At 36.4% G+C, this 21,924-nt stretch carries 22 protein-coding genes; all 22 read left to right on the top strand.

Annotation, left to right across the window (positions count from 1 at the left end; translation table 11 throughout):
• Positions 1-10: 10 nt before the first annotated feature.
• The 22 genes from JNUCC51_RS08240 (at position 11) to secA (ending at position 21,734) form a co-directional block, all read left to right on the top strand.
• Positions 11-685, top strand: a complete 675-nt coding sequence (locus JNUCC51_RS08240; RefSeq protein WP_100545320.1) for a response regulator — start codon at positions 11-13, stop codon at positions 683-685.
• A 474-nt stretch (positions 686-1,159) separates the two neighbouring features.
• The gene (locus tag JNUCC51_RS08235; RefSeq protein WP_100545319.1) at positions 1,160-1,720 is read left to right on the top strand and encodes a nuclear transport factor 2 family protein; all 561 of its coding nucleotides are present in this window, start codon (positions 1,160-1,162) and stop codon (positions 1,718-1,720) included.
• Between the two features lie 570 nt (positions 1,721-2,290).
• Entirely contained in the window at positions 2,291-3,133 is an 843-nt protein-coding gene (locus JNUCC51_RS08230) for a DegV family protein (RefSeq protein ID WP_337991581.1), read from the top strand.
• A gap of 131 nt (positions 3,134-3,264) precedes the next feature.
• Complete coding sequence (locus JNUCC51_RS08225; protein WP_337991580.1) at positions 3,265-4,632, top strand: ATP-dependent helicase ComFA; 1,368 nt, start codon at positions 3,265-3,267, stop codon at positions 4,630-4,632.
• The gene (locus tag JNUCC51_RS08220; protein ID WP_337991579.1) at positions 4,629-5,219 is read left to right on the top strand and encodes a ComF family protein; all 591 of its coding nucleotides are present in this window, start codon (positions 4,629-4,631) and stop codon (positions 5,217-5,219) included. The genes JNUCC51_RS08225 and JNUCC51_RS08220 overlap by 4 nt, the downstream gene beginning before the upstream one ends.
• A 219-nt stretch (positions 5,220-5,438) precedes the next feature.
• Positions 5,439-5,852, top strand: coding sequence for a TIGR03826 family flagellar region protein (locus tag JNUCC51_RS08215; RefSeq protein ID WP_337991578.1), 414 nt, complete (start codon positions 5,439-5,441; stop codon positions 5,850-5,852).
• 121 nt (positions 5,853-5,973) lie between these two features.
• The gene (flgM, locus tag JNUCC51_RS08210) at positions 5,974-6,234 is read left to right on the top strand and encodes a flagellar biosynthesis anti-sigma factor FlgM (protein WP_337991577.1); all 261 of its coding nucleotides are present in this window, start codon (positions 5,974-5,976) and stop codon (positions 6,232-6,234) included.
• A gap of 27 nt (positions 6,235-6,261) precedes the next feature.
• Positions 6,262-6,762: a flagellar protein FlgN gene (locus JNUCC51_RS08205; protein ID WP_337991576.1), complete on the top strand. Its 501-nt coding sequence runs from the start codon at positions 6,262-6,264 to the stop codon at positions 6,760-6,762.
• A gap of 49 nt (positions 6,763-6,811) precedes the next feature.
• A complete protein-coding gene (flgK, locus tag JNUCC51_RS08200; RefSeq protein ID WP_337991575.1) occupies positions 6,812-8,404 on the top strand; it encodes a flagellar hook-associated protein FlgK in 1,593 nt (530 codons plus the stop codon).
• 73 nt (positions 8,405-8,477) lie between these two features.
• Positions 8,478-9,401, top strand: coding sequence for a flagellar hook-associated protein FlgL (flgL, locus tag JNUCC51_RS08195; RefSeq protein ID WP_337991574.1), 924 nt, complete (start codon positions 8,478-8,480; stop codon positions 9,399-9,401).
• 57 nt (positions 9,402-9,458) lie between these two features.
• On the top strand, positions 9,459-10,022 hold the full coding sequence (locus JNUCC51_RS08190; protein ID WP_337991573.1) for a DUF6470 family protein: 564 nt from the start codon (positions 9,459-9,461) through the stop codon (positions 10,020-10,022).
• Positions 10,023-10,035: 13 nt separating this feature from the next.
• Entirely contained in the window at positions 10,036-10,479 is a 444-nt protein-coding gene (gene fliW, locus JNUCC51_RS08185) for a flagellar assembly protein FliW (RefSeq protein WP_337991572.1), read from the top strand.
• Entirely contained in the window at positions 10,479-10,697 is a 219-nt protein-coding gene (gene csrA, locus JNUCC51_RS08180; protein ID WP_337991571.1) for a carbon storage regulator CsrA, read from the top strand. Before fliW ends, csrA begins: the two co-directional genes overlap by 1 nt.
• 208 nt (positions 10,698-10,905) lie before the next feature.
• Entirely contained in the window at positions 10,906-11,736 is an 831-nt protein-coding gene (gene hag / locus JNUCC51_RS08175) for a flagellin Hag (protein WP_337991570.1), read from the top strand.
• 1,087 nt (positions 11,737-12,823) lie between these two features.
• A complete protein-coding gene (locus JNUCC51_RS08170) occupies positions 12,824-13,189 on the top strand; it encodes a flagellar protein FlaG (RefSeq protein WP_337991569.1) in 366 nt (121 codons plus the stop codon).
• 22 nt (positions 13,190-13,211) lie between these two features.
• Positions 13,212-15,608, top strand: a complete 2,397-nt coding sequence (gene fliD, locus JNUCC51_RS08165; protein WP_337991568.1) for a flagellar filament capping protein FliD — start codon at positions 13,212-13,214, stop codon at positions 15,606-15,608.
• A 30-nt stretch (positions 15,609-15,638) separates the two neighbouring features.
• Positions 15,639-15,998 (top strand): flagellar protein FliT, encoded by a 360-nt coding sequence (gene fliT, locus JNUCC51_RS08160; RefSeq protein ID WP_337991567.1) that lies wholly within the window; start codon positions 15,639-15,641, stop codon positions 15,996-15,998.
• A gap of 76 nt (positions 15,999-16,074) precedes the next feature.
• On the top strand, positions 16,075-16,485 hold the full coding sequence (fliS, locus tag JNUCC51_RS08155) for a flagellar export chaperone FliS (RefSeq protein WP_337991566.1): 411 nt from the start codon (positions 16,075-16,077) through the stop codon (positions 16,483-16,485).
• Positions 16,486-16,696: 211 nt separating this feature from the next.
• Positions 16,697-17,080: a PilZ domain-containing protein gene (locus tag JNUCC51_RS08150; RefSeq protein WP_337991565.1), complete on the top strand. Its 384-nt coding sequence runs from the start codon at positions 16,697-16,699 to the stop codon at positions 17,078-17,080.
• A 173-nt stretch (positions 17,081-17,253) separates the two neighbouring features.
• Positions 17,254-17,805: a ribosome hibernation-promoting factor, HPF/YfiA family gene (gene hpf, locus JNUCC51_RS08145; protein WP_049668100.1), complete on the top strand. Its 552-nt coding sequence runs from the start codon at positions 17,254-17,256 to the stop codon at positions 17,803-17,805.
• Between the two features lie 83 nt (positions 17,806-17,888).
• Complete coding sequence (gene fliB / locus JNUCC51_RS08140; RefSeq protein WP_337991564.1) at positions 17,889-19,097, top strand: flagellin lysine-N-methylase; 1,209 nt, start codon at positions 17,889-17,891, stop codon at positions 19,095-19,097.
• Between the two features lie 123 nt (positions 19,098-19,220).
• On the top strand, positions 19,221-21,734 hold the full coding sequence (secA, locus tag JNUCC51_RS08135; protein WP_337991563.1) for a preprotein translocase subunit SecA: 2,514 nt from the start codon (positions 19,221-19,223) through the stop codon (positions 21,732-21,734).
• Positions 21,735-21,924 lie beyond the last annotated feature (190 nt).

Raw genomic sequence — 21,924 nt, 5'->3', positions numbered from 1 at the left:
GTAAAGACAAATGACGAAGATTATTATTGTAGACGATCACCAACTATTCCGCGAAGGAGTAAAACGTATTTTAGATTTTGAAGATACGTTTGATGTGGTAGCAGAAGGTGACGATGGTGCAGATGTGGTTTCTTTATATGCTGAAAATCAACCAGATGTTGTACTAATGGATATTAATATGCCGGGGAAAAATGGAGTAGAGGCAACGGCAGATTTAATTAATGAATTCCCAGATGCGAAGGTTATTATGTTATCTATTCATGATGATGAAACATACGTAACACACGCGCTAAAATCTGGTTCACTTGGCTATATGCTAAAAGAAATGGATGCTGACGAAATTGTTGAAGCCATTAAAGTCGTTGCGAATGGTGGATCTTACTTACATCCAAAAGTAACTAAAAATTTAGTAGCGGAATTCCGTCGTCTTTCTGAGCATGAAAATAAAGGTAACTTCCATCAAACAGAAATTCGTCGCCCATTCCATTTACTAACAAAACGTGAATGTGAAGTATTACAATTATTAACGGATGGACAATCTAACCGTACAATTGGTGAGACACTGTTCATTTCTGAAAAAACAGTTAAAAACCACGTTTCAAGCATTTTACAAAAAATGAATGTAAACGACCGTACACAAGCTGTTGTGACAGCTATCAAAAATGGCTGGGTTGAAGTACGCTAATAGTATACATTAAATTACTTCTTTCAGCAGAACTGAAAGAAGTTGAAGCCTCCGGCGGATGTCACGGAATCGGAAAGGAACAAAGCCGATTCCTGACGCAATTATGCCGAGGCATAATTGATAGACTGTTTTTAAAGGCTACTATATTATTTAGTAGTTTTTAAAGCAGTTTTTTTAGTATGCGAAAATATAGCATTGTCTACAGAAGACTCCTGTAATATTCACATCTATTAAAACAACCGACATTAGCAAATATAAATATGTAACAATTTATACATAAGTGATCATTTAACTACTATCAGAGGAGTCTCCCAACGCTATAGTTGGCGAGATGAATGCAGGTATTATTGATTTAGTGCAACATTTTAAAACCATGGGCGTCATAAGGAAGATGTAACACCTAAATGTTGAAAATGCACAACAAAATTCCTACAACGGGATTTATATGCTACAATATGCGCGGGAGGTTTTTTGATGTTAAAGAAAAGTTTTCTAGCAGTTTTTACCTTATTAATGTTAACTGCATTAATGTTAACTGCCTGTGGTAATAAAAAAGATGAAATGAGTGCAGAAGAAAGACAAAAAATCATTGATGATGGAACTGTTGGTTTTGAAATGAATGGTGGAAAAATAACAAAGGCAGAAAATATTCCTGCTGAAGAAGAAAAAGCGATATTAGCAGCCTTTAATGAATATAATGCAGCTTTCAATTCAAAAGAAATTGATCGTTATATGCAAACACTTTCGAAGAATCCAAAAGGTTTCAATTATGAAGAAGAAAAAAATTACACGACAGAAGTATTTAAACAGTCTGACGTTAAACGAGATGCTAAAGATACTACGATTATAAAATATAGCGAAAATGAAGCACAGGTCTATTCAAATGTAACATTGCATTTAGTACAAACTACAACAAATGTGAAACATGAAAGTGCAGGACAACAAGTTACAGTATTCGTCAAAGAAGATGGGCACTGGAAGGTCACTAGCGTCTTCTATACTGGAGATGACACAAAATCAAGCACTGGCAAATAAAAATGAGGATATCTTCATTCAGGCTCATCACTAAGAATTGAGGTTGGTGATTTTCTGAGATTAGCGTCAAGAGCGAGCTAAATAGAGGAACGAAGGCAAAAAGAAGCACGCCCTACGTCTCATTGGACTTGCCTAGCTGGAACAGAAATCAACCCCAAAGTTAGGTGATGAGCCTTTATTTATTTAAAAGAATGATTAATTGAATGAAGATAAACCTTTGGTGTATTAGTTTTGCTAAAGGTACTATACATAGAAAATGAATGTGAAATGGATGCTAAATCTAATAATTTAGCAGATGTCTAGAATGATGAAAGATGGGAGTGTACTCGCTCCAATTCGACATTCTCGTAATTCATTTCATATTCATTTCTTTTTATCTGTAGCGAAAGCAAAGCGGTAGCAACAACTTTTTTATTTGTGCGAAAGCGAAGCGGCAGCAACATTTTTTTTATTTGTGCGAAAGCGAAGCGGCAGCAACAAATGTCTTCTGTAGCGAAAGCAAAGCGTCAGCTACAATTGCGCAGAGGCGCAATTGATTGTAAACTAAGTAGAATAGGAGAGTGGACATGGATGAGGACAGCAATCGTAACAGATAGTACTGCATATATTTCGGCTGAGGAACGAGGACGCTTAAACATTCATATGATTCCGTTAAGTGTAAATATCTCAGGGCAACTATTTGCAGAAGAAGTAGATATCACAGCATCTGAATTTTATGATAAAGTACGCGGGGCAAAAGAATTCCCAAAAACAACGCAGCCCCCAATTGGAGAATTTGCCTCTCTTTTTGAAGAACTGGCAAAAGAGTATGATGAAGTAATATCTATTCATTTATCAAGTGGAATCAGTGGAACATATCAAGGTGCAATTCAAGCAGGCGATATGGTTGAAGGCATTGATGTGTACACTTTTGATAGTGAAATATCCTGTGCGGTACAGGGTTTTTATGCTTTACGAGCGGCTGAAATGGCGGCTCAGGGCTTTTCTGCAAAAGAAATTCTTCCTAAATTGGCGGACATGAAGCAATCAATTCGTGCTTACTTCATTGTAGATGACTTAGCGCACTTACAACGTGGGGGACGTCTGTCTTCAGCAGCGGCATTAATTGGCGGCTTATTACAAGTAAAGCCGGTACTTCATTTTGTTGACAAGGTTATTGTACCTTTTGAAAAAATTCGTACGCGTAAAAAAGCATTAAAGCGTGCGGAGGAGCTACTAGCTGAGGATGTTCAAAAGTATGAAGCACTGGAAGCTGTCGTGATTCACGCCAATTGCGAGGCTGAAGCAGAAGAATGGTTAGCACAACTAGCAGCAACCTACCCGAACGTTAATTTTAAATTAAGCTATTTCGGTCCTGTCATTGGCACACACTTAGGTGAGGGCGCAATGGGACTAGGCTGGACAAAAAAATAATCTTAAGTGAGACAGTCTCTACAGTAAATTTGTAGAGGCTGTTTTTTATTTTATTGCCGGGTGAAGCGGAGAATCGCCGGTAAATCTTGAACATCACTGATAAAAATCACCCATACGAAAGGAGCGAAACAATGAAATACAAAGGCTGGATGTTGCCACCTGCATTACGAGATTTTCATGAAGGACGTATTTGGTTAAAGGAGCACGCCCCATTTTCAAAGGAAGATATCGAGAAATCAATTAATCGCAAATATATTCATGTAATAGAAGGAATTCAAAAAGAACCACATCTAAAATGCAATCGTTGCCATAATGAGAATCCTCAGCAATTCACAACATTTGATTGTTCAAAATGCCAGAAGCAATGCGTATATTGCAGACATTGTCTGAATATCGGGAGAGTGAGTAGCTGTACGCAATTGATGATTTGGACAGGCCCTCGTGCAATTAGAACAAGAAAGCATTCACTCAAATGGGCAGGGCAATTTACAGTGCTTCAACAGCAGGCGGCAAATGAAATGCTAGAAAGTGTTAAAGCAAAACGTTCTCATCTTACCCATGCTGTATGTGGGGCAGGAAAAACAGAGCTGCTTTTTCCAACTGTGCATTATGCGTTAGAGCAGGGCTTACGGGTATGTATCGCTACGCCGCGTACAGATGTCGTGCTAGAGTTATATCCACGTTTTCAAACAGTTTTTCCGCAAACGATGATCCATGCACTATATGGTGGATCACCAAAGCAGGATGGCTATGCACAGCTTGTGTTGGCCACAACTCATCAGCTTTATCGTTTTGAACGAGCGTTTGATGTCATGATTGTTGATGAAGCTGATGCATTTCCCTATACATTTGATGAAACCTTACAAAGCTCTGTGCAAAAGGCCAAAACTGCAAACGCACCAATAATGTTGGTTACAGCAACACCTTCGCATAAATTACTGACTCAGTACCAAAATGAAAGCTATTCATTTATCCCAAAGCGCTATCATAATCGTCCATTACCAGTCCCTCGATTTAATCCCCTATGGAGCTATGAAAAAAGCTTAAAGCGAGGAAAAATTCCACGCAAGCTTAAACAATGGACAGAGGAGCGCCTTGTACGCAAAGAGCCTTTTCTATTATTTTTTCCGAAAGTAGAATTAATGAAAATAGCTACGCCACTTTTTCAGTTATTAGATGGAAGCATCATGGCGGTGCATGCTGAAGATCCTGAGCGTAAAGAAAAAGTGCTTAAACTACGCCATGAAGAAGTTCCAGGTTTACTGACAACGACCATTTTAGAAAGAGGAATTACGATAAAGAATGTTCAGGTCGCGGTTATTGGGGCAGAATCAACAATTTTCACTTCAAGTGCACTTATTCAAATCGCTGGGCGAGTTGGACGAAATGCTGATTTTGCAGATGGAGACGTCGTATTTTTTCATCATGGTATTACGACTGAAATGGATGATGCGCGTACTAAAATTCTTTATTATAATAAGAAAGGATTTTCACAATGAATAAAATTGAAACACTTTGCTTATTATGCTCACAGCCTTTGCAATCAGCAATATCATGGAAAATACTTTTAACTAAACAATTTCAACCTACCATCTGTGATAGGTGTTCAGCTCGATTTGAACATTCCTCAACAGCAACAGCACTTTACCAATATAACGATGCGATGAAGGATTATTTGCATCAATATAAATTTCTTCAGGATGTCGCACTTGCTAAAGTATTTCGGCAGGAGCTACATGCACGATTGAAACATGAAAATGCAACCATAATTCCGATTCCTATGCATCCCCTTAAGCAAAGGGAACGTACCTTTTCGCATATGGAGGAGCTATTAAAGGCCGCTACTATTCCTTTTGTACAACTTTTAGAAAAGACAACGTCAGAAACACAAAGCTCCAAAAATAGAGAGCAACGAACCCAAGCAGCTCCCCTTTTCCGTCTGATGACTGAAGCGCATGTAGAGCATAAAGAATATCTTCTTTTTGACGATATAAAAACGACAGGGACTACATTGCAGCATGCCACCGTGATTTTAATGAATGCGGGTGCTAGAAGTGTCAAAAGCTTCACATTAATTAATGGATGAAAATGTTAATGCATTGTGTATAATAGTTTACGAGTTTATAAGATTTATTTAGCTGTTATTATCTTTATACAAATGAAGATAATGCCTCCGGCGTATGTCACGGATTTTGAATTGTGTGGACACAATTCAAAATCCGGACGCATTGTTTATCTGTAGCGAAAGCAAAGCGACAGCTACAATTACGCCAAGGCGAAATTGATTTAAGAGGAGGAATAGTAGATGGCAGAGGTTCGTAATTGTCCGAAATGTAATGAGTTTTTTAATTATATAGGGGTCAGAGAAGTATGTCATAAATGTGCTCAATCTGAAGAGGATTTATATCAAATCGTTTATCGCTTTTTACGTAAACGTGAAAACCGTGCGGCGACAGTAGAGCGTATTGTTGAGGCAACAGGAGCTGAAGAAGAGCTATTGTATAAATGGGTACGCAAGGGGCGCTTACAAACTGCAATGTTCCCTAATCTTGGCTATCCATGTGATAACTGTGGTCATCTAACGACAAAAGGCAAGCTATGTACAAAATGTCAGGATGAATTGAAGTCGGAGCTACGTACATTTGAAGCGGCGAAGGAGTTCCGAGACAGTGTGGCAGAACGTGATCGTGTAACATATCACGCAGAACGAAAACGCTAAAGGCTCAAAGTGTGTTAATTTTAAACAAAATTAGCACACTTTTTTATATTTGAAAACTTAACATTATGTGAGACAATCCGAAATAATAGGAAGATAAGCTTTTTAGATAGGGGGGTATAAAATGAAAATTACATCTTATGGGATTAATGCAGTGAACGCCTATAAAAATCAGGTGCGCAATGTAAAATCAGATACTAATAAAGCATCCTTCGCAGATAAAATTGAAATTTCAAAGGCTGCACAGGAGATGCAAGGGGTTTCAACATACAGCACAGAGCGTGCAGAACGCGTAAAAAAATTAAAAGAAGATATCGCTTCTGGTGAATACAAAGTGGACGCTCGCAAAGTTGCAGAAGATATGCTGAAATATTATCGTTTCTAAGGAATATCAGAAAGGGTGCTTAGCAAAATGTCTATAGAAGCGATCTGTTCTACATTAACAAAGCTAGAAAGAATGCATAAAAGCTTACTTGAACTAGCCATAAAAAAAACTGAAATCATTACAGTTGGGAATATCGAAGCACTGGACCAAATGCTCAAGGATGAGCAGGCGCATGTAGCGGCCATCGATAAGCTCGAGCAACAGCGTCAGAAACAGGTAACGGACTACCTTGAAGCAAAAGGATTTGCTTCAACTGACAAAACAACTGTTGCTGATGTCATCGAGGCTGCTGAGCAACAGACTGACAAAGACACGCTCTCAGCAGTTCGCAATCGATTATTGCAAATAATCAACGACTTAAAAAAACAAAATGATCAAAATCAAAAACTAGTGTTCCAGTCGCTACAATTTGTCAATCTCACAATGGATACTTTACGACCTCGTACTGAGCAAATGAACTACTCTGGCAGTGAGGTTCGTGGCACAAATACAATGGCAAAAAAATCATATTTCGATTCTCAAGCATAGTTTTTAAGAAATCAATTGCTGAAAAACGGTTACTAAAGGAGGAAAAAGAATGCGCTCAACATTTATGGGCTTAGAAGCTAGTAAACGTGGTTTATTTACACAACAAACAGCTTTATACACAACAGGACATAATATTTCCAATGCAAATACATTAGGTTTTACTCGCCAACGAGTAAATATGCAAGCAACTCCTGGTTTTCCAACAGCAGGCTTAAATCAGCCTGTCTATCCAGGGCATCTTGGAACTGGGGTTGAAACTGGATCAATTCAACGTATTCGTGATGAATTTATTGATCGCCAATATCGTCAAGAAACAAATAAATTTGGCTATTGGGAATCCAGAACAAAGGCCATCTCTCAAATGGAAGATGTTATGAATGAGCCTTCTGAGTTTGGTTTAGATAAAGCATTCGAACAGTTCTGGAAAGGGCTTCAAGATGTTGGGAGCAAGCCTGCAGATGCGGCATCACGTAAGGTTGCTATTGGCCGTGCAGAGCATTTAGCAGAATCCTTAAACTATCAGGATAAACAATTAAAGATGATTCAAGGTAATCTTGGGAACGAGATTGATGTATCTACTAAGCAAATTAACACGATTATAAAGCAAATTGCGGCTATTAATAAACAAATTCAAGAAGTTGAACCAAGTGGACACGTGCCAAATGACTTGTATGATGCGCGGGATGTTTTAGTTGATAAGCTAAATGAATATATCCCGGTTTCTATCGAGCGTGTTCCTTCAGGTGGTCTTGCATCTGAAGTTGCTGAAGGTAGTTTGAAAATTACATATAAGGACGCTACTGGAGTTGTCAGAGACTTAGTAAATGGAAAAGATTTTGCTCAATTCACTGCAATGGGGAGTAAAGGTAGTAAGGTGACAGGAGATGACATTTCAAATGTATTCTCTGAGTTGCAGTTAACAGGGGTTGCATCTTTAGAAGCTCATGAAGCGGGGACTGTAACTACCTCACAAACTGCGATTAAACAACAGGACTTTGAAGCATCAAAAGGAAAATTCCTATCTCTAGTTAATTCCTATGGCTATCAAAGTGCAAATGGTGATACAAAGGGCTACTATCCTGAGACATTAAAAAAATTAGACCAGCTAGCCGATGCCTTTATTCAAGAATTTAATGACCTGCATGCAAAAGGCTTTACATTAGAAGAAAAAGATTCAAATGGAAACATTACAAAGCCTTCTACTAATGGAGGAGTGTTCTTTGTAGGTTCTGGTGCAGGTGGTATTAAACTTAATGAGGCTATTAAAGATAATCCAAATCTGATAGCCGCATCTTCTGGGCAAACGGAAGAAGGGGACGGTAAACATGCTTACGAGCTTGCGAATATGCAACATAAATTGTATGCATCTATTGGAAATGCAACTTTGCAATCGTTTTATCAAGGAATCATAGGAAAAGTTGGTGTAGACGGTGAAGAAGCCCTTCGTCTAGCTGCAACTTTTGAATCTCAGCGTTTGATGGTGTCAAAAAGCCGTGATGCTATGAGCTCCGTTTCTTTAGATGAAGAGATGACAAATATGATAACTTTCCAACAAGCGTATAATGCAAATGCCCGTATGATTACAGTTGTGGATGAAACATTAGACAAAATTATTAATGGTATGGGCCGAGTTGGACTATAACAATAATTGATTACTTTTAGAAGGAATTACTGGAGAAGTCACTCTCCGACTATAAGAAGGGAGTTTTTATAAAATGCGCGTAACACAATCAATGTTATCAAGTAACATGCTACGAAATTTAAATAATAGCTATGGCAAAATGTCCAAGCTTCAAGATCAACTTGCCTCTGGCTCAAAAATTTCTCGACCATCAGACGATCCAGTAATCGCAGTAAAAGGTATGGGCTATCGCCGCGATTTAGCAAAAGTAGAACAATACACTCGCAATATGATTACAGCAAATAGTTGGTTAGATTCTACAGATGAATCCCTTAACCAGGTTGGCGAACAAATGAAGCGAGTACGTGAGCTTGTTATTCAAGCAGCAAATGATACAAATACATCTGAAGAACGAGAAAAAATTAAAATGGAAATAGACCAAATTCGCCAACAAATTCAGGATGTTGGTAATACAAACGTAGCAGGTAGCTATATATTTAGTGGAACGAATACAAATCAACCTTTATTTACACCCGCAACAGGCGGAGGGAAGGAAATCAATCCTAACCTTAACGCTGCAGATAAAGCTGTAAATATAGAAATATATGATGATATTCAAATTCAAGTAAATACCCCAGGAAAAGATATATTTAAAAATATAGATGATATGATGGGTAAAATTTCTAATTTGCTTGGTAATCCAAACGTAACCGGGCCTGAGATTGGAGCTATGCTTGGTGGTGTTTCATCATCAAGTACAAATGATGATATTACAGCTATGCATAACAAAGTTCTAGAAGCACAGGCTGATGTCGGTGCCCGTCAAAATCGTGTAGAGATGATGGAAAATCGTTTAAGTATTCGTGAGGTTAACGTTACAAAGCAACTGAGAGATAATGAGTCTGTTGATTATTCAAAAGCTATTACAGAGATGGTTACGCATGAATCAATTCACCAAGCTGCACTTTCAGTTGGTGCTAAAATTATTCAACAAACCCTTGTGGATTTTATCCGCTAATAATCAAAAGCGTTTGGACATTCTGTTCAGACGCTTTTCTTGAAAGGAGATGTATAGATGAGACTCCCGCAAATCCAAATTCAAACAACAGATGCGAAGATAGATCTTCATATTGCTAAACCACAACAGCATATTGAACAGCCAAAAGCTTCACAACATATTGAACAACCAGCCGCTCTCATAGATATCAATACGACAAGAGGTGTTTTGAAAATTGATTCTTCACAGGCAAGACGCGATTTAGGTTTGATCGGTCCTCTTGAATCTAGCGCAAACTATGCAGAAAAAGGTAAACAAGAGGTTCTGAAGGGAATGGCGAGAAGAGCGAGAGAAGGGCATCAAATAATGGAGAACTCTGGGAAAGGACAAGGCCGTGCAATAATCCAAAATATTGCTAAACAAAACCATGGTCCACACCGTGTGCAATTCAACGTTAAATTTGTCCCATCTGTAGGATCAGTGAAAATCGACTATACACCAGGTACGACAGATGTCAATATCGAACGTAGAGAGCCAATTATTGACGCAAAGGTAAACAAACCAATTCATGAATACACACCAGGAAAAGTAACTGGTACAATGGTACAGAGACCAGATGTTAACATCGATGTCATCATTTAAAGGAGCGTATAAAATGAAAATTGTTACTAAATTTTTAGGAGAAATCGAAATTGTGGAACAGGATATCTTAACGTTCGAACATGGTTTACTTGGATTAGAGAACGAAAAAAACTTCGTATTACTACCTGTCGATGCAGATCTTCCTTTAGCAATACTACAATCTGTTGATAATGCAGAAATTGGCTTTGTGGTCGCATATCCTTTTGCCTTTAAAAAAGATTATAGCTTTGACATAAGTGAAGATGATCGTGAGCAACTACATATTGAAAAAGAAGAGGATGTTCTTACGTACGCTATTGTTACAATGAAAGAAACATTTCAAGAATCTACTATTAATCTACTTGCACCGTTAATTATAAATATGGATAAAAAACTCGGTAAACAAATCGTTCTTCAAGATAATAAATCCTACCCATTACGCTTCCCAATGCAATCATTGGAAGGAAGTGCGAAATAATGCTAGTACTTTCGCGTAAAAAAGATGAATCTATTATGATTGGCGATCAAATTGAAATTAAAATACTCGCTGTCGAAGGTGAGCAAGTAAAAATAGGCATTGTTGCACCAAAAACAGTTAAAGTACACCGTTATGAAGTTTTTGAAGCCATTCAAGCTCAAAATAAAGAAGCTCTTTCTACAACAGCAAGCTTCTTAGAGCAATTAAAGAAAAAATAAATAATATATGCCTTAGCTATTATTTTATACTAGGAATCTATTACATAAAAAAAATAAAAAAACTTTAAAAAAACTTTAAAAAAACTATTAAACTTTGCCAACTAATTACGATATATAGATTGTAAGGTGCAGGAAGTACATACTACCTAATCCGAAATTCCACACGGATGTGGAATAACAAAAACAAACATTCAAGGAGGAATTCCAAATGAGAATTCAACACAACATTTCAGCTTTAAACACACACCGTAACTTAGCTTTTAACAACGCTTCAGCTTCTAAAAACCTTGAGAAGTTATCTTCAGGTTACAAAATCAACCGTGCTGGCGACGACGCTGCTGGTCTTTCTATCTCTGAAAAAATGCGTGGTCAAATCCGCGGTTTAGAAATGGCTTCTAAAAACTCTCAAGACGGTATCTCATTAATTCAAACTACTGAGGGTGCATTAAACGAAGTACACTCTATTTTACAACGTATGCGTGAACTTACAGTACAAGCAGCAAACGACACAAACGTAACTGAAGATCGTAAAGCGATTTCTGATGAAATTGATCAGTTAAACCAAGAAATCGTACGTATTAAAGATACTACAGAGTTCAACACGAAAAAAGTATTGAATGGTACTGCTGACAAAGTTACTTTCCAAGTTGGAGCAAACAAAGACCAAAAAATGGAATTCGACTTTAAAACAGCTGGTATCGATTTAACTACTGTTGCAGATGGAACTAAAGCAGCTACTCTTAAAGTAGATACTTTTGCTGATGCAACTAATTCTATTGATTTAATCGATAAAGAACTTGCAAAAGTATCAGCAGGACGTTCTCTATTAGGTGCTGCACAAAACCGTCTAGAACATACAATTAACAACTTAGGTGCTTCAGCAGAAAACCTAACTGCTTCTGAGTCTCGTATCCGTGATACAGATATGGCTAAAGAGATGATGGGCTTCACTAAGAACAATATCTTAATGCAAGCTGCACAATCTATGCTAGCTCAAGCTAACCAACAACCACAAGGCGTTCTTCAATTATTACAATAATAAACATTTGAGAACTACTGTGAAGGCATGAATTCGGTATTTTACCGAATTCATGCCTTTTAAATTTACTATTGAATTTCGAATAAAAAGGAACATTGTAGCCAACATACTTTAAAAGCTTTCAATGTACAGGTGGAATTGCGAGAACACTTGTTGTTCAAGTTGAGACATCAATATTAATCAACAAACATTCAAGTATATCAAAAAAATCGTCTTAACGTGCGTTCAATTATATTATTGTTTTCAGTGTAATTCGTGTAAGAATTACCCAAGAATCAACTTGGTTATGAAGTTGAAAGAAGTAGGTAAAACATGTTTACCTTAGGCTGTCTATCAAGGTGAACAATCAGGAATCAAATTAAATTTAGTATTACTAAAAAAACACGATTGCCCTTAATCTTGTTCTGATAGTAATTTTGTACATAGATCTTGAATCATACTATCTGCTAAATTACCATGAACATTAAAAAAGTAAATAAAATCACTAGCTGTTACAAGATGCTTCCTTTTGATAAAACCAGCTTCCTTTACGATTTCATCCACTCTTTCAGGACGAATGATTCAATAACTTTCTGAGTATCTATACATTTTTCGTGTCGTCATAAAAATACTCCCTTCAAAGAAAATGGCATTTATCTATATCAATTTTTTAAAAGGAGTACACTTTGCTTAAATTTACAGCTATGGGCTTACACCACGCCTTCGAAAAGCCCCTCCTGCAACGGAATGCGCTGTTAAATACACATTTTAGTAATAAGCGATAATTACATTACATTATTTTAAAAACTAAAAGATACTATTCACTCATATCCTCTCATTAAACTTCGAATGCTAAGTAGGCAACAATAATTTAACATAAGCAATGTTTAATGGATATATATGAAAAAGACTGTGAAGGTGTCATCGAATCTAACCGTCTTATAAGGTGTGTCGAAGGGAATGCTGGATTTAAGCTAGAGTACAGAGGCACATATAATTGTGATAATGAGAAAACTATCATTAAAAGTAGTTTACTGTAAAAGGTGAAACATTCTTATTTACTTCCGATAATAGTTATAAGAATATGAAAAGTTTAGGAGGTATAATAATGCGTATTGAAACTCAATTAAATGAGTCAGTCACTAAGTCATCTAGTATTTCTAAGCTCTCTGAAACTAAAATTGCCGAAAATTCGGTAGAAAAAGATCAATCTATAGAAAATTCAATAGGAACTGGTGTAGAACAAATTCCCAAAGAGAAATTGCAACAGGCAGTTGACACAATCAATGATTTTTTACACATAAATCATAATACTTCTAAGTTTGTTCTCCATGACGGTTTAGATCGTTACTTTGTACAAGTTGTAGATGTTCAGACTGATGAAGTTGTAAAAGAAATTCCCCCAAAAAAACTTTTAGATGCATTTTATGAGATGCAAAAGTTACTAGGCATGATTGTAGACGAAAAAATATAAGAAACTTTAGGAGGAAAATACAATGGTAAATAGAGTCGGTGGTTTAGTATCCGGAATGGATATCGATGAGTTAGTAAAAAAAATAATGTCTGCGGAAAGAGCACCTTTAAATAAACTATATCAACAAAAACAAAAGTATGAATGGCAACGTGACTCATATCGTAGTGTAAATACAAAAATTAAAACATTTGATACGTATATTGCAGATAATTTAGTACTAAAAGATTTAAATTCTAAAACTGCTACTAGTTCAAATTCTAATTTAGTTTCAGTAACTGCAACAGGAAAAGCAGCGGGCTCACTTTCGATTGAAGGTGTTTCACAGCTAGCTTCGGCTGCTCGTTTGGTTGGAGACCAAAAAAATGCAGTTGGTTCTACTAAAATGGCAGATTTAGGTGCAACAGGAACAATAGAATTTAAAGCAATACAAAGCAATGGACAACTAGCAAGTGAGGCAACAAAAATTGAAATTACAGCGGATATGACAGTGGACCAATTCATTACTAAAGTAAATAGTAGTAATGCAGGGATTAGTGCTATTTTTGAAAATGGTCGTTTCTCATTTGCGACAAAAAATACTGGAGATATCAAGGGTGAAGACGAAATTCAAATTGTTAATGGACAAAACATTTTTAACAATTTAGGCTTTGCTGATCCAAGCAAAGTTCAAAAAACGGAAGGAAAAAATGCAATTTTCACTGTGAATGGGATTGCAACTGAACGTACAACTAACACTTTCTCAGTATCAGGATACAATGTAACTTTAAAAGATACATTTAATCAGGGTTCTACAATCGCAAATAAATATAATGCTGCATGGAATGAATGGAATAATGCTGCTAATAATACAGATTTTACTGATTTAGCTAACAAAAAAAGTGCTGCAATAGGTGATTACGATGCAGCTAAAACAAATTATGAAAGTAAATTTAATTCCGTTTTTTCTAACGCTACATTAACGGAAGAGCAGCAAACAACATATAATAAAATCAAAAATCGTAATTTGTTAATGAACTTAACAGATGCCAATATTAGCGAATTACGCTCTTTAAATGCAGATACTTCTTCTGATGCAGCCTTTAAAACGTGGCTGAAAAATGCTACACCAACTGAAATTTCCGATGATTTAAAAACAAAACTAACAGGAATTTCTTTAGAACAGTTTACAACATTGAAAGATTTAGATGATACGTCATTAGAAAAAATGAAGAGCGCTGCAGAGTTAAAAACTTACGAATTATTAGGTGCTAACTTTATAAATAGCTTAAGTTCTAACGAAGTAGGCAAAATCAAAAATATGCTTGGGCAATCTGAAGAACAATTTAACGCTTCAATTGATGCTTTGAGAAAATCTACCGATGAAGCTGATAAAGCATTGGCAAGTAAATTAAGCACATTAAACGGAGAGCAAAAACAAGCTTTACGTCAGCTTTCGACTACCAAATTCGATAATTTTAAAAGTGTAGCAACAGCTGAGGTAGAAAAAAACGGGAAATTACAGTTGAAAAATACTGCTGAAGCAAATGAAACTGCTGCTCTAGATCGTAAAACGGCCGCCGAAGCAACACTTAGTGCTGCCTATCAAGATTATAAAATACAAAATGGTAGTATTGCTGGTGTTGATGAATCTGATTTAGGTACATATAAACAATCAGTAACTGTTCCTGGTAATACTACAAATGCTGTTACAATGACAGCTACAACAAATGTAGATGAAATGATGAATAAAATAAAGGACTTTGTCACAACTTATAATGGATTTATTAAAGACTTAAATGACCAATTAAAAGAAACTAAGTATCGTGATTATACACCATTAACAAATGAACAAAAAGAAAAAATGTCTGAGAGCGAAATTAAGCTTTGGGAAGAGAAAGCGAAAAGTGGCTTACTTAGAAACGATACTCTTATTCGAAAAGGCGTATCAGATATGCGTTCTTTAATCTATCAATCAAATCCAGCAATTGATGACAAAAAATATAATTCGCTCTTTAGTATAGGTATTACGACATCTAAAAACTATAATGAAGGCGGAACATTGGAAATCAATGAAACTAAATTACGTAAAGCTTTGGAAGAAAACCCAGATGCAGTAGAAATGTTGTTTAAAAATAGTGAAGGTAAAGCTGAAGACACAGTAAATGGTAAGACAGTTGATACACGTGGTTATGTAGATAAATTACGTGCTTCAATGAAATCGTTCCAGGTTGATATTGAGAAAAAAGCTGGACGTTCTACGATGACAGAAAATCAGTATACTATCGGTAAAAGTTTAATTGATACAGAAAGTCGAATAGACACATGGAAGAAAAAACTAGAAACTATTGAATCTAGATATTGGAAGCAATTCACAGCTATGGAACAAGCCATAAACAAGGCAAATCAGCAATCAGGTATGTTCACACAAGGAGCAGGGTGAGGTTTTTGATTAGCAAGGTAGGAGAATGTTATGCAACTAATTGATCAATTATTACAAGTATCGGCTAATTTATTTAAGCTTTTGGGTGATAATTCAAATGGTGAAGAGCGTGATGAATACATTGACAACATCAATAGTATGTTGGATAAGCGTGGAAAAATTATTGAAGATTTGGTTCAAGAAGGCTTTAAATTCGACGAGCAGAACCGCATTCATCGAACGTTACTTGAATTAGATAATGGGATTAAAGAACGATTGGCTACTGTTATGAGCGCCGTCAAGCAGGATATGGCAAACCTACAAAAAACGAAAAAAAGTGAACAGCAGTACTTCAATCCTTACTCAAATGTTCGAGTTATGGACGGGATGTATTATGACAAAAAGAATTAACATTTACCGATTAGCTTTTCTTCGTAAGATGGTTTAAAATAGTAAATAAGTAACCTTTCAAAGGAGTTGTCCTTTATTGGCAGCAAATTTAACAGCACAAAATGCGTATAAACAAAATAGTGTTACCACTGCTTCTCCTGGCGAGCTAACTTTAATGCTCTATAATGGATGTTTGAAGTTTTTGCATAAGGCTAAACTAGCAATTCAAGAAAAGAACTTCCAAGAGAAAAATACAAATCTTCAAAAAGCACAATCAATTATTAGTGAGCTTATGGCGACATTAAATATGGACATTGAAATATCAAAAAATATGTTTGCTCTCTATGAATATATGAATCGTCGCTTAGTCGAGGCAAATATTCAAAGTGATATCACTATTATTGAAGAAGTTGAGGGATTAGTGACGGATTTCCGCGATACATGGAAGGAAGTTATTCGCATCAATCGACAACAGCAATTCGGTCAGGGTAACACTGGACAAATTTAGACAATCTAATGAGGCCATCAAATGATGGTCTCTTTTCTTTGTGGGAAAAACGAAACACGAAATTCATATCATACATAAAGGGAACCATTTAAGTAGTCATAAATTAGTCCTTTATAGGGTAAAATATGTTACTTATTCCCTCTAGATGTAAAACATGCATCGTGTCATAATCAAGCTAATTAGATGTTTAGAATAGTATTGGGGTGGGTATATGAAATTTAAACGCCAAGAAGGCTTTCGATTTAAGTTCGATGAGCCTGTTAAAATGACTTTTGCAGTATATGAGGATGGTAGAGTCAATCAAGCGCAAACGGCAATGGCTGACTTGCTTGATATTAGTCCACGAGGTTTGAAGATGTTTACTGAAGTGGATTTAGGTGTTAATCCTTCTCCTTTGGATTTACGTTTTATTCTTGATACTAGAGAGGTACGAGCTTATGGTGAAATAATTTGGAGCCGTCCTTTTGGCAAGGGCAAGCAATATGGTGTGAATTTCAATGATCAAGAATCGGTTGAGGATTTGATTGTCGAAGAGTTGAAACTGCGCCGAAGAAGAGAAACTGATGAGGCAAAACTAAATAGTATTAATTCATAAAGTAAAACATTCATCAGTGGGGGATTTTGTTCATTCCACACCTAACTTCTTTGCTTTCGCAGATGCTACACATTATTGTAGAAAAAATTTTTTTAAAAAAAGAATTATTTTAGAGGAATTTCGCACACTTGTGTAGAAATATAAAGTATAGCAGTTATAAAGGAGGAGTTTACATGTTAAACTTTAACATTCGCGGTGAAAATATTGAGGTAACTCCAGCTATTCGAGAGTATGTTGAGAACAAAGTCGAGAAAGTTGAACGTTATTTTAACGAAGATGTTAACGCCAACGCTAACGTAAATTTAAAGGTTTATAATGACAAGCAGACTAAAGTGGAAGTTACAATTCCAATGAAGAATTTAACTCTTCGTGCAGAAGAGCGTCATAATGATATGTATGCTGCAATTGACTTAATCGTTGATAAATTAGAACGTCAAATCCGTAAGCATAAAACAAAAGTAAACCGTAAATTCCGTGAGCGCGAAGGTACAGGCCTTTATTTTGCTACTTCTCAAGCAGCAGCTGATGCAGTAACAGAGGAAGATGAATATTCAATTGTTCGTACAAAGCAATTTGATCTAAAACCGATGGATCAAGAAGAAGCTGTTTTACAAATGAATATGCTAGGGCATGATTTCTATATCTTTACGGATGCAGAATCAAACGGCACAAATATTGTCTACAAACGCAAAGACGGTAAATACGGCTTAATTGAAACAACTTGAGATTTTTAATAGAAAAAAGAACTCTCGTATTGGCGAGGGTTCTTTTCTGATGAAACTAAAATGGATAATAGGAAGTGTTATAAATGAAACGAGAAGTATTATTTCCTGAGTATTTTACCAATTTTTCATGCTTAGGTGATGCTTGTGAAGATACTTGTTGTGCAGGCTGGAAAGTGAATGTAGATAAAGCAACCTTTCAAAAATATCGTAATATTAGAAAGTCTGTAATAAAGGAAGAATTAAAAAAAAATGTAACTCGCATACGTTCAAATTCATCTGATTCTGCTTATGGAAAAATTAAAATGAATGAAAAAAACGTATGTACAATGCTAACAGAAGATGGTTGGTGTAAAATCCATGCGGAGCTAGGTGAAGAGTATTTATGTAACACATGCGCAGTATATCCTAGAATCTATAATGATGTTGAATCACGTATAGAGAAAAGTTTGACACTTTCTTGTCCAGAGGCTGCACGATTAACCTTGCTCAATGAAGAAGGTATTGGATTTATAATTGATGAAGAGCACATGAATACAAATGGATTGATGGCGGGGAAAGTACAAGCTAAGGAGGAACAATATTTTTGGGATTTACGATTGTTTACAATAGACATTTTGCAAAATCGAAAACAATTATTGGAAAACCGGTTGATTGTTTTGGGGATGTTTATTCATAAGTTATGTGAAATACCAAGAGAAGAGTGGTCAACTCAATTACAACCATTGATGCATCGTTATAAGAATATTTTAGATGATAATGATCAAATAGAATTAGTAAAGAATTTGCCACAAAATCTAGCCTTTCAAATGAATATGGCAAAAGAGCTTATAAAACATCGATTAACGGGTGGAGTTTCAAGCCAACGATACTTAGACTGTTTGAATGATATGTTAAAAGCCTTGAATTTGAATGATGAATCGAATATTGATGAATCAAAAGAATTATATAAAAAACATTACGATAATTACTATTCACCATTTATGAAAAAACATGAATACATACTTGAAAATTATGCTGTGAATCAGGTCTTTAAAAATTTATTTCCTTATGATCAGCCGGATATGTTTGAAAGTTATGTAATGTTAATATTAAATATTTCTATGATCAAGTTACATTTAATAGGCATGGCAGGTCAACATAAAGGATTATCTACTGAGTTGGTCATTAAATTGATTCAATCCTACGCTAAAACAATTGAGCATAATTCGAGTTATTTACAAAATGTTCGTAAATTGCTTCAAGAGTGTGGGTACTCAACGATGGCTCATATGATTGTTTTATTGAAAAGTTAATATTTGTTAGAAATGACCTTCTTAATTTTGAGAAGGTCATTCTTTTTAGGTATGACAATTTGCACCATGTCCATACACAATGGTAAAATGGAAGCTGAGACTATATAGGAAGTGAAAAAATTCATGGTAAACCTATTAAATAAATTATTTGATTTCAATAAACGTGAACTAAAAAAATTAGAAAAAATCGCTGACCAGGTTGAGGGATTCGCTTCTCAAATGGAACAGCTTTCAGATGATCAATTACAAGCGAAAACAGAAGAGTTTAAAAAACGTTATGCGGACGGAGAGAATTTAGAGTCTATTCGTGCGGAAGCTTTTGCCGTTTGTCGAGAAGGATCAAAGCGTGTGTTAGAGATGTACCCATTCCGTGTGCAAATTATGGGTGCTGCTGCATTAGATGAAGGTAATATTGCGGAAATGAAAACCGGTGAAGGTAAAACGTTAACGGCTACGATGGCTGTTTACTTAAATGCTATTACTGGTAAAGGCGTTCATGTTGTGACAGTCAACGAATATTTGGCAAGTCGTGATGCTGAAGAAATGGGACATTTGTATAATTTCTTAGGCCTAACGGTTGGTTTAAACTTGAACAGCCTGTCAAAAGAAGAAAAACGTGCAGCCTATGAAGCTGATATTACGTATAGTACAAACAATGAGCTTGGCTTTGACTATTTACGTGATAATATGGTGCTTTATAAAGAAGAACGTGTTCAACGTCCGCTACATTATGCGGTAATCGATGAGGTTGACTCGATTTTAGTTGATGAAGCGCGTACGCCATTAATAATTTCAGGTCAGGCTGGGAAATCAGCGCAGCTTTATAAACAGTCTAATGCGTTTGTTCGTATGTTAAGTGCGGAAACGGATTACACATATGAAGAGTCAACAAAAGGTGTTACGTTAACAGATGCTGGTGTTGAAAAAGCAGAGAAGGCATTTGGCATTGATAACCTATTTGATTTGACACATGTGCGTTTAAACCATGCGATTAACCAATCGCTGAAAGCGCATGTAAGTATGCATAATGATGTTGATTATGTTGTACAAGAGGGCGAAATTATTATCGTTGACGGCTTTACAGGTCGTTTAATGAAAGGTCGTCGTTACTCAGATGGACTGCATCAGGCGATTGAGGCTAAAGAGGGCGTAGAGATTCAAAATGAATCGATGACGATGGCGACAATTACGTTCCAAAACTACTTCCGTATGTATCAAAAGCTTTCAGGTATGACAGGTACAGCGAAAACAGAGGAAGAGGAATTCCGTAATATTTATAATATGAATGTTGTGGCGATTCCTACGAATAAGCCGATTGCTCGTGATGACCGTCCGGACTTGATTTTTGCTTCGATGGAAGGGAAATATAAAGCGGTGGCGGCTGATATTGCAGAGCGCCATAAAGCAGGACAACCTGTTCTTGTCGGTACTGTTGCAATTGAAACATCAGAAATTATCTCGAATTTATTGAATAAATATAAAATCCCACATAACGTATTAAACGCGAAAAACCATGAGCGTGAAGCGGAAATTATTGCAAATGCTGGTACGCAGGGTGCAGTAACAATCGCTACGAACATGGCAGGTCGTGGTACGGACATTAAACCTGGAGAAGGTGTAATGGAGCTTGGTGGTTTAGCGGTAATTGGTACGGAGCGTCATGAATCTCGTCGTATCGATAATCAGCTGCGTGGTCGTTCTGGTCGTCAAGGGAACCCAGGGATTACACAATTCTATCTGTCACTAGAAGACGAATTAATGCGTCGTTTTGGCTCTGATAATATGAAGAACATGATGATGAAATTAGGGATGGATGATTCACAGCCATTACAATCTAAAGTTGTTTCAAGAGCCGTAGAATCAGCTCAAAAACGTGTTGAAGGTAATAACTTTGATGCTCGTAAACGACTATTACAATATGATGATGTCTTACGTCAGCAACGTGAGATTATTTATAAAGAGCGTTATGACGTATTAGAAACAGAAAATATGCGTGTACTTGTTGAGTCTATGATTCAAGAAACGATCGATAATGTTGTCGCATTGTATACGCAAGGTGAGCAAAGGGATTGGAACTTAAAAGCAATTGATGACTTTGTCGCAGCAAATCTATTAGATGAAGGCGATCTAACGGTGGAAGATTTCCAAGGTAAATCTGCAGAAGAGATTAACCAGCTAATTTCTAACGCTGTCCAAGTACGTTATGATGAAAAAGAAGAACAGCTTACACCAGAGCGTATGCGTGAATTTGAAAAGGTTATCTTACTACGTTCAATTGATACGAAGTGGATTGATCATATTGATGCGATGGATCAGCTACGTCAAGGTATCCACCTTCGTGCATATGGTCAAAATGACCCGCTTCGTGAGTATCAACAAGAAGGCTTTGCTATGTTTGAGGATATGGTCGCTTCCATTCGCGAAGATGTAGCAAAATATGCGATGAAGGCAGAAATCCATAATAATTTAGAGCGTGAGGAAGTTGCAAAAGGCCAAGCTGTTAATCCGAAAGAGGATGGCGGCGGTTCAGCTCCGAAAAAGCAACCTGTCCGTAAGGCTGAAAATGTCGGACGTAATGATTTATGTCCATGCGGAAGCGGTAAGAAATTTAAAAACTGCCATGGTGCAGGTCAATAATATTCGAAAAAGACCATTTTACTATATGTTAAAATGGTCTTTTTTATGTTTTAGGACATCTTTACGATACGCCTACTGCTAGTACGAACATAGTGAATCTGTGAACAATCGCCAAAATCAGAGTTTTGTGAACAAAAAATATTAGAAAATTCAGAAAAAGATACATAATACTACAACAATAGGTAAATAG

Origin of the sequence: Lysinibacillus sp. JNUCC 51 (assembly GCF_015999525.1) — a bacterium.
In the GTDB taxonomy this organism is placed as follows: domain Bacteria; phylum Bacillota; class Bacilli; order Bacillales_A; family Planococcaceae; genus Lysinibacillus; species Lysinibacillus xylanilyticus.
Note: the sequence above shows the minus strand (reverse complement) of the source record. Positions and strands in the feature narration are given on the sequence as shown.